Annotated in this window: 5 protein-coding genes; 1 reads left to right on the forward strand and 4 read right to left on the reverse strand. The window is 65.9% G+C overall.

Annotated features, from left to right (window positions below):
- Positions 1 to 32: 32 nt before the first annotated feature.
- The 4 genes from O0J73_RS20975 to O0J73_RS20990 form a co-directional block, all read right to left on the reverse strand.
- Entirely contained in the window at positions 33 to 425 is a 393-nt protein-coding gene (locus tag O0J73_RS20975; RefSeq protein ID WP_308309560.1) for a hypothetical protein, read from the reverse strand.
- Between the two features lie 127 nt (positions 426 to 552).
- Positions 553 to 1581, reverse strand: coding sequence for an alcohol dehydrogenase AdhP (adhP, locus tag O0J73_RS20980; RefSeq protein ID WP_004153350.1), 1029 nt, complete (start codon positions 1579 to 1581; stop codon positions 553 to 555).
- Positions 1582 to 1677: 96 nt separating this feature from the next.
- Positions 1678 to 2316 (reverse strand): bifunctional 4-hydroxy-2-oxoglutarate aldolase/2-dehydro-3-deoxy-phosphogluconate aldolase, encoded by a 639-nt coding sequence (gene eda / locus O0J73_RS20985; RefSeq protein WP_197564511.1) that lies wholly within the window; start codon positions 2314 to 2316, stop codon positions 1678 to 1680.
- Positions 2303 to 3322, reverse strand: a complete 1020-nt coding sequence (locus O0J73_RS20990) for a sugar kinase (protein WP_004153355.1) — start codon at positions 3320 to 3322, stop codon at positions 2303 to 2305. Before O0J73_RS20990 ends, eda begins: the two co-directional genes overlap by 14 nt.
- A gap of 285 nt (positions 3323 to 3607) precedes the next feature.
- Here O0J73_RS20990 and O0J73_RS20995 point away from each other — a divergent pair, with 285 nt between their 5' ends.
- Positions 3608 to 6358: a TonB-dependent receptor gene (locus tag O0J73_RS20995; RefSeq protein ID WP_049456673.1), complete on the forward strand. Its 2751-nt coding sequence runs from the start codon at positions 3608 to 3610 to the stop codon at positions 6356 to 6358.
- The last annotated feature ends 76 nt before the right edge of the window (positions 6359 to 6434 follow it).

Below are 6434 nucleotides of genomic sequence, written 5' to 3' on the forward strand. Positions count from 1 at the left end.
GCCGGCCAGCGGCCGGCACTACCTGCATGCGCTCAGTCCGGATCGCGCGATGCGCGGCGACCGAACCACCAGCCCACCAGCAGCTGCAGCGGCAGCGAGACCAGCAGGGAAACGACGAACCACATCGGGAAATCCGCGCCCACGCTCCACACCGCGTAGCCGCAGCCCAGCGCGATCAGCGACCAGATCGAGAAGCCATGCGAGCGCGGCCAGCAGGGCGCGTAATAAGTGGCAAAGGAGATGCCGGCGACGCCCCCGAGCACGCTGAACGCCAGGTCCCAGCCCAGCTGCACGCTGTTGTTGCCTGGCGACAGGCCCAGCAGCGGTGGCAGCCAGCTGGCGACGCTGCTGACCAGCGCGAGCGACAGTACGCCACCGATCAGGGCGACGATGGACAGGAACAGGGTCTTGAGCAGGCCGGGCATGCGCGCATTGTACGGCTGCGCAAAGCGCCTGCGCTTGCCGGCCAGCGGCCGGCGCTACCGGTGGATCGGCATGGCCGCCGTGCCCGTGGGAGAGGGGTACGGTGCACCGGCGGCCATGCACAGGCGGTCAGGCGGCGAAGTCGAGCACCACGCGGCCTTCGATGGTGCCCGCGTGCATGCGCGCGAACACGTCGTTGATGTTTTCCAGGCGATCGGTGCTGACCGTGGCGGCGACCTTGCCCTCGGCGGCAAACTGCAGCGACTCCTGCAGGTCCAGCCGGGTGCCGACGATCGAGCCACGCACGGTGATGCCGTTGAGCACCATGCCAAAGATATCCAGCGGGAAGTTGCCCGGCGGCAGGCCATTGAGCGAGACGGTACCGCCACGCCGGACCATGCCCAGCGCCTGCTCGAATGCCTTCGGCGAAACGGCTGTGACCAGCGCACCGTGGGCACCGCCGATCTCCTTCTTCAGGAAGGCGGCCGGATCGGTGGTGCGTGCGTTGACGGTGACCTGGGCACCCAGCTGCCGCGCCAGCACCAGTTTGTTGTCATCCACGTCCACCGCGGCCACGTTCAGGCCCATCGCACGGGCGTACTGCACCGCCATGTGGCCGAGGCCGCCGATGCCGGAGATCGCCACCCAGTCACCGGGCCTGGTGTCGGTGACCTTCAGGCCCTTGTAGACGGTCACGCCGGCGCACAGTACCGGCGCGATCTCGACGAAGCCCACTTCCTTCGGAAGCAGGCCGACATAGTTGGCATCGGCCAGTGCGTACTCGGCGAAGCCGCCGTTGACCGAGTAACCGGTGTTGCGCTGCGTCTCGCACAGCGTCTCCCAGCCACCCAGGCAGTGTTCGCAATGGCCACACGCCGAGTACAACCAGGGGATGCCGACCCTGTCGCCTTCCCTGACGTGCCCTACCCCGCCTCCCACGGCCACGACGTGCCCCACGCCCTCGTGGCCGGGGATGAATGGCGGGTTCGGTTTCACCGGCCAGTCGCCCTCGGCGGCGTGCAGGTCGGTGTGGCAGACGCCGCAGGCCTCGATCTTGACCAGTACCTCGCCCGCCCCCGGGCGCGGTACCGAGACTTCCTCGATCACCAGTGGTTTGCCGAACTCACGCACGACAGCGGCCTTCATGGTTGGATTCATGTCCGGATCTCCGTAGTGCGCTTGCCCACAGAATGACGCCGGCCCGGGGCCGGCGCTTTGATCACGATCAAACCTTTGACGATTCGTGCCGCCGGTTCAGCTGGCCAGCACCGAGGCCTCGCGGGCCAGGCGCTCGATGGTGTCCCAGTCACGGGTCTGCAGCAGCGCCGGGGTGGTCAGCCACGAACCGCCCACGCACAGCACGTTGGGCAGGTGCAGGAACTGCGGCGCGGTCTGCGCGCTGATGCCGCCGGTCGGGCAGAAGCGCACGTCGGCGAACGGCCCGTGCCAGGCCGCCAGCAGCGCGGCACCGCCGGCCTGCACTGCCGGGAAGAACTTGAAGGTGTCACGGCCGTGCTCCAGGCCCAGGATCAGGTCCGAAGCCGTGGCAGCGCCAGGCAGGTACGGCAGGTCGGCATCGCGCGCCGCCGCATACAGCGTCGCCGTTGCACCGGGTGACACCGCGAAACGCGCGCCGGCCTGCCTGGCCGCCTGCATCTGCGCGGCGTTGAGCACGGTGCCGGCACCGATCACCGCATCCGGCACCGCCTCGACCATCGCCTTGATGGCATCCAGTGCCTGCGGCGTGCGCAGGGTCACTTCGATCACCGGCAGGCCGCCGCGGAACAGCGCCTGGGCCACGTTGACCGCTTCATTCACATCTTCGGGGGTGTACACCGGAATCACCGGTGCCAGCTTCAGCAGCGCGCGCAGGCGCGGATCAGCGGCGGACATCGAATCGCTCCTCGCCCAACAGGGCCAGCACGTCAGCTTCGCTGACAGGATTGAAATCGCCGGGAATGGAGTGCTTCAACGTCCCGGCGGCCAGGCCGAAACGCACGGTGGCGTCGGCATCAAGGCCGCACAGGATGCCATGCAGGATGCCGGCCGCGAAGGCATCACCGCCGCCGATGCGGTCGACAATGCCCTGCAGATGGCGCGGCGGGGCGTGCGCGCGCGTCCCGTCACGACCCAGCAGCAACGCGCCCATCGCATGATGGTCCACGCTCAGCACCTGCCGCTGTGTGCATGCCATCCATTGCAGTTGCGGGAATGCACTGAACGCGGCGGTTGCAGCCGCATCGATCCGCTCCATCACCTCGGGCTGACTGAAGCGCGTGCCCAATACGACTTCCATGTCGCGATAGTCGGCGAACACGATGTCAGCCTGCGCGAACAGCTCGCGCAACACCACTTGGGCATCTCCGCCCCAGCGCTGCCAGAGCCGGGGCCGGAAATTGCCGTCGAAGGAGACCCGGACACCGGCCTGTCGAGCCGCGCATGCCGCCGCCAGCGTGGCGGCCGCCACCTCCGGTCCCAGTGCCGGGCTGACACCGGATACATGCAGCCACTGTGCACCCTGCAGCAGGGCGGGCCAGTCATAGTCAGCCGCGGTGCTGCGCGCGAACGCCGAATCGGCGCGGTCATAGACCACTTCGCTGGCACGCTGGACCGCGCCGGTGGTGAGGAAGTACAGCCCCATGCGTGCGTCCGGTACTTCGCGCACATGACGGGTATCCACGCCGTGCCGGCGCAGTTCGCCCAGCGCATGGGCACCCAGCGGATTGCCCGCCACCGCACCCACCATCGCCACGTGATGTCCCAGCCGGGACAGCGAGACACCTACGTTTGCCTCGGCGCCACCCACATGAACCTGCAGCTGTGGCGATTGCAGCAGCAGCTCGTGGCCGGGCGCGCCCAAGCGCAGCAACAGCTCACCGAAACAGACGATACGACCCATATCAGCTCCTTCACGCGCGCCACCAGCATGGGACACTGCATGGCATGTAGGTGGACCACGCGAGGGGCGTGGCAATTGACTATCGGTGTCATTCTAGACCGAGTTTGCCTTGAACGTGCTTGGTCATGATGTCGAAAGCATTGTCCCGCAAGCATCTTGGAGACATTACAGATCTGTTGCGGTGCAAGATGCCCGATCCCAATCGTGCTGCTAACGTCGCCTTTGACCAGCGGTGTCATTCCGCTATACAGCCGCGATACCAGACCTTTGGGAGAGGGGAAAGGCATGCAATCTCGGATCCATGGAAAAAAGACACCGGTTACCTTGCTGGCGATGGGCGTTGCACTGGCCCTGTCGGCAAACGCGACCGCCCAGCAGCAGACCGCTACCGACCTGGACACGGTGAATGTCACCGGCTACCGCGCCAGCGTCGAGAAAGCCCTGGACATCAAGCGTGGCGAGGCCGGCGTGGTCGATGCCATCGTCGCCGAGGACATCGGCAAGTTCCCCGACCTCAATCTGGCCGAATCGCTGCAGCGCATCCCGGGCGTGGTGATCACCCGCGAAGCCGGTGAGGGTCGCAACATTTCGGTGCGCGGGCTAGGCCCGGATTTCACCCGCGTGCGCATCAACGGCATGGAGGCGCTGACCACCGTGGGTGCCGGTGACCAGAGCGGCGGTACCAACCGTGGCCGTGGCTTCGACTTCAATGTGTTCGCTTCGGACCTGTTCTCGCAGCTGCTGGTTCGCAAGACGGCCTCGGCCGACGTGGAAGAAGGATCGCTGGGCGCCACGGTCGACCTGCGCACCGCGCGCCCGTTCGACTATGACGGCTTCACCTTCGCCGCCAGTGGCCAGGCCGGCTACAACCAGATGGCTGAAAAAGCCGACCCGCGATTGGCCGCGCTGATCTCCAACACCTTCGCCGATGGCACCTTCGGCGCGCTGCTGTCGGTGGCCTACTCCGAGCGCCAGGTGCTGGAGGAGGGCTCCAACACCGGACGCTGGGCCAATGGCCCCAGCAACGGCAACTTCGCCGCGTCCTCACCGTTTGCCGCAGCGCGTGCGGCCGATGTCTTCCACCCGCGCTTCCCGCGCTATGTACAGATGGAGCACGAGCAGAAGCGCCTGGGCGTGACCGGCTCGCTGCAGTGGAAGCCCAGCACCGCCACCGAAGTCTCGCTGGACGTGCTGTACTCGAAGATCGATGCCACCCGCGATGAGCAGTACATCGAAGCGATCTCCTTCAGCCGTGGCAGCAGCAGCACGCCGCGCCTGGTCGGCAAGCCGAGCACCATCGTCAAGAACGGCGAGATCCGCAACGGTGCGCTGCTGTACGGCGAATTCGACAACGTCGACATCCGCACCGAGAACCGCCACGACGAGTGGAGTACCGAGTTCAAGCAGATCAGCCTGAACGGCCAGCACCGTTTCGGTGATGATTTCACCGTGTCCGGCAAGCTGGGCATCTCGCGCTCCAGGCACGAGAACCCGGTGCAGACCACGGTCATCATGGACAAGTACGACGTCAAGGGTTACAGCTACGACTACCGTGGCAACAGCCGTTTCCCGATCCTCAACTACGGCATCGACCCGACCGATCCCAATGGTTGGGAGCTGGCCGAAATCCGTTTGCGCCCGCAGTACGTGGACAATGATTTCGACACCGGCCAGATCGACTTCAACTGGAACATCAGCCCCGGCTTCCGACTGAAGGGCGGCGTGCTGGCCAAGGACTACACGTTCAAGACCACCGAGCTGCGCCGCGCCAGCGAACTGGCCGTGCCCACCTTCGCCAACGGCAGCCGCATCGTGCCGGTGGACATGACCAGTCCCGCCGGCCTGAAGGGCATCAACGGCAACCCGTCCAACTGGGTGGTGCCGAACCTGGACGCGATCGCCGACCAGTTCGACATCTACAGCAACAGCGGCATCTACGCCGTCGCACCGCGCGCCAACAACGTGCGCAGCGTGGAAGAGAAGGATCGCGGTGTGTACCTGATGGGCGAGTTCAGCACCGAGGTCGGCTCGCTGCCGCTGTCGGGCAACGTCGGCGTGCGTTACGTGCGCACCAAGCAGTCGTCCACCGGGCTTTCCACGCTGGCCAGTGGCACCACCTCGACCACCGCCACCCGCACCTACGACGACACCCTGCCTTCGTTCAACCTGGTGGCCGAGGTCACGCCTGATTTCCTGATCCGCCTGGGCGCGGCCAAGGTGATGACCCGTCCGGGCCTGGGTAGCCTGACGCCCGGTGCAACAGTGGCCGTGGCCGGCGGTGCACGTACCATCTCCAGCGGCAATCCCAACCTGGACCCGACGCGCGCCACCAACGTCGACCTGGGCTTCGAGTGGTACTTCGCTGAAGGTGCGATGGCCGGCCTGGGCCTGTTCTACAAGGACATCGAGACCTCCGTGCAGACCCTGCGCGAGAACCGCCCGTACACCGACAGCGGCCTGCCCGCCGAACTGCTGATCGGTACCGGCGCCTCGCCCACCGACGATTTCACCTTCACCCGCCCGGTCAACACCCCCGGTGGTGAACTGTACGGTGCAGAAGCCAACTACACGCAGCCCTTCACTTTCCTGCCGGGCAAGTGGTCCAACCTCGGTGTGCAGTTGAACTACACCTGGGTGGAATCGAAGATCCAGTACATCAACTCGGCCGGCCAGCCGGTGATGAAGAACGATCTGCTGGGGCTGTCCAAGTCGTCCTGGAACGCGACGTTGTTCTACGAAGGCGAAACCTTTGCCGGTCGCGTCTCGGCCACCAACCGCGACGACTACCTCACCCAGGTACCCGGCCAGGAAACCGGCTTCAACCTGGACGGCTACCACGGCATGACCGGTACCACGGTCATTGATGCCTCGATCCGCTACAAGATCAGCGATCAGCTGGAACTGAGCCTGGAAGGCATCAACCTGACCAACGAAGCGTCGGACGAGTGGGTGTACTCGCCGGCGACCGGCCGCCTGCCGCTGCAGTACACCGAAACCGGCCGCCAGTTCCTGCTCGGCGTGCGCTACAAGTTCTGAGCAACGCCGGCGAGTACACCCACTCGTCCGCCGCTTCGTTGGTCAGGTTGATGCCTTCCAGGCTCAGTTCCAGCTG

The organism is Stenotrophomonas sp. Sm6012, from assembly GCF_030985895.1.
Classification (GTDB): domain Bacteria; phylum Pseudomonadota; class Gammaproteobacteria; order Xanthomonadales; family Xanthomonadaceae; genus Stenotrophomonas; species Stenotrophomonas forensis.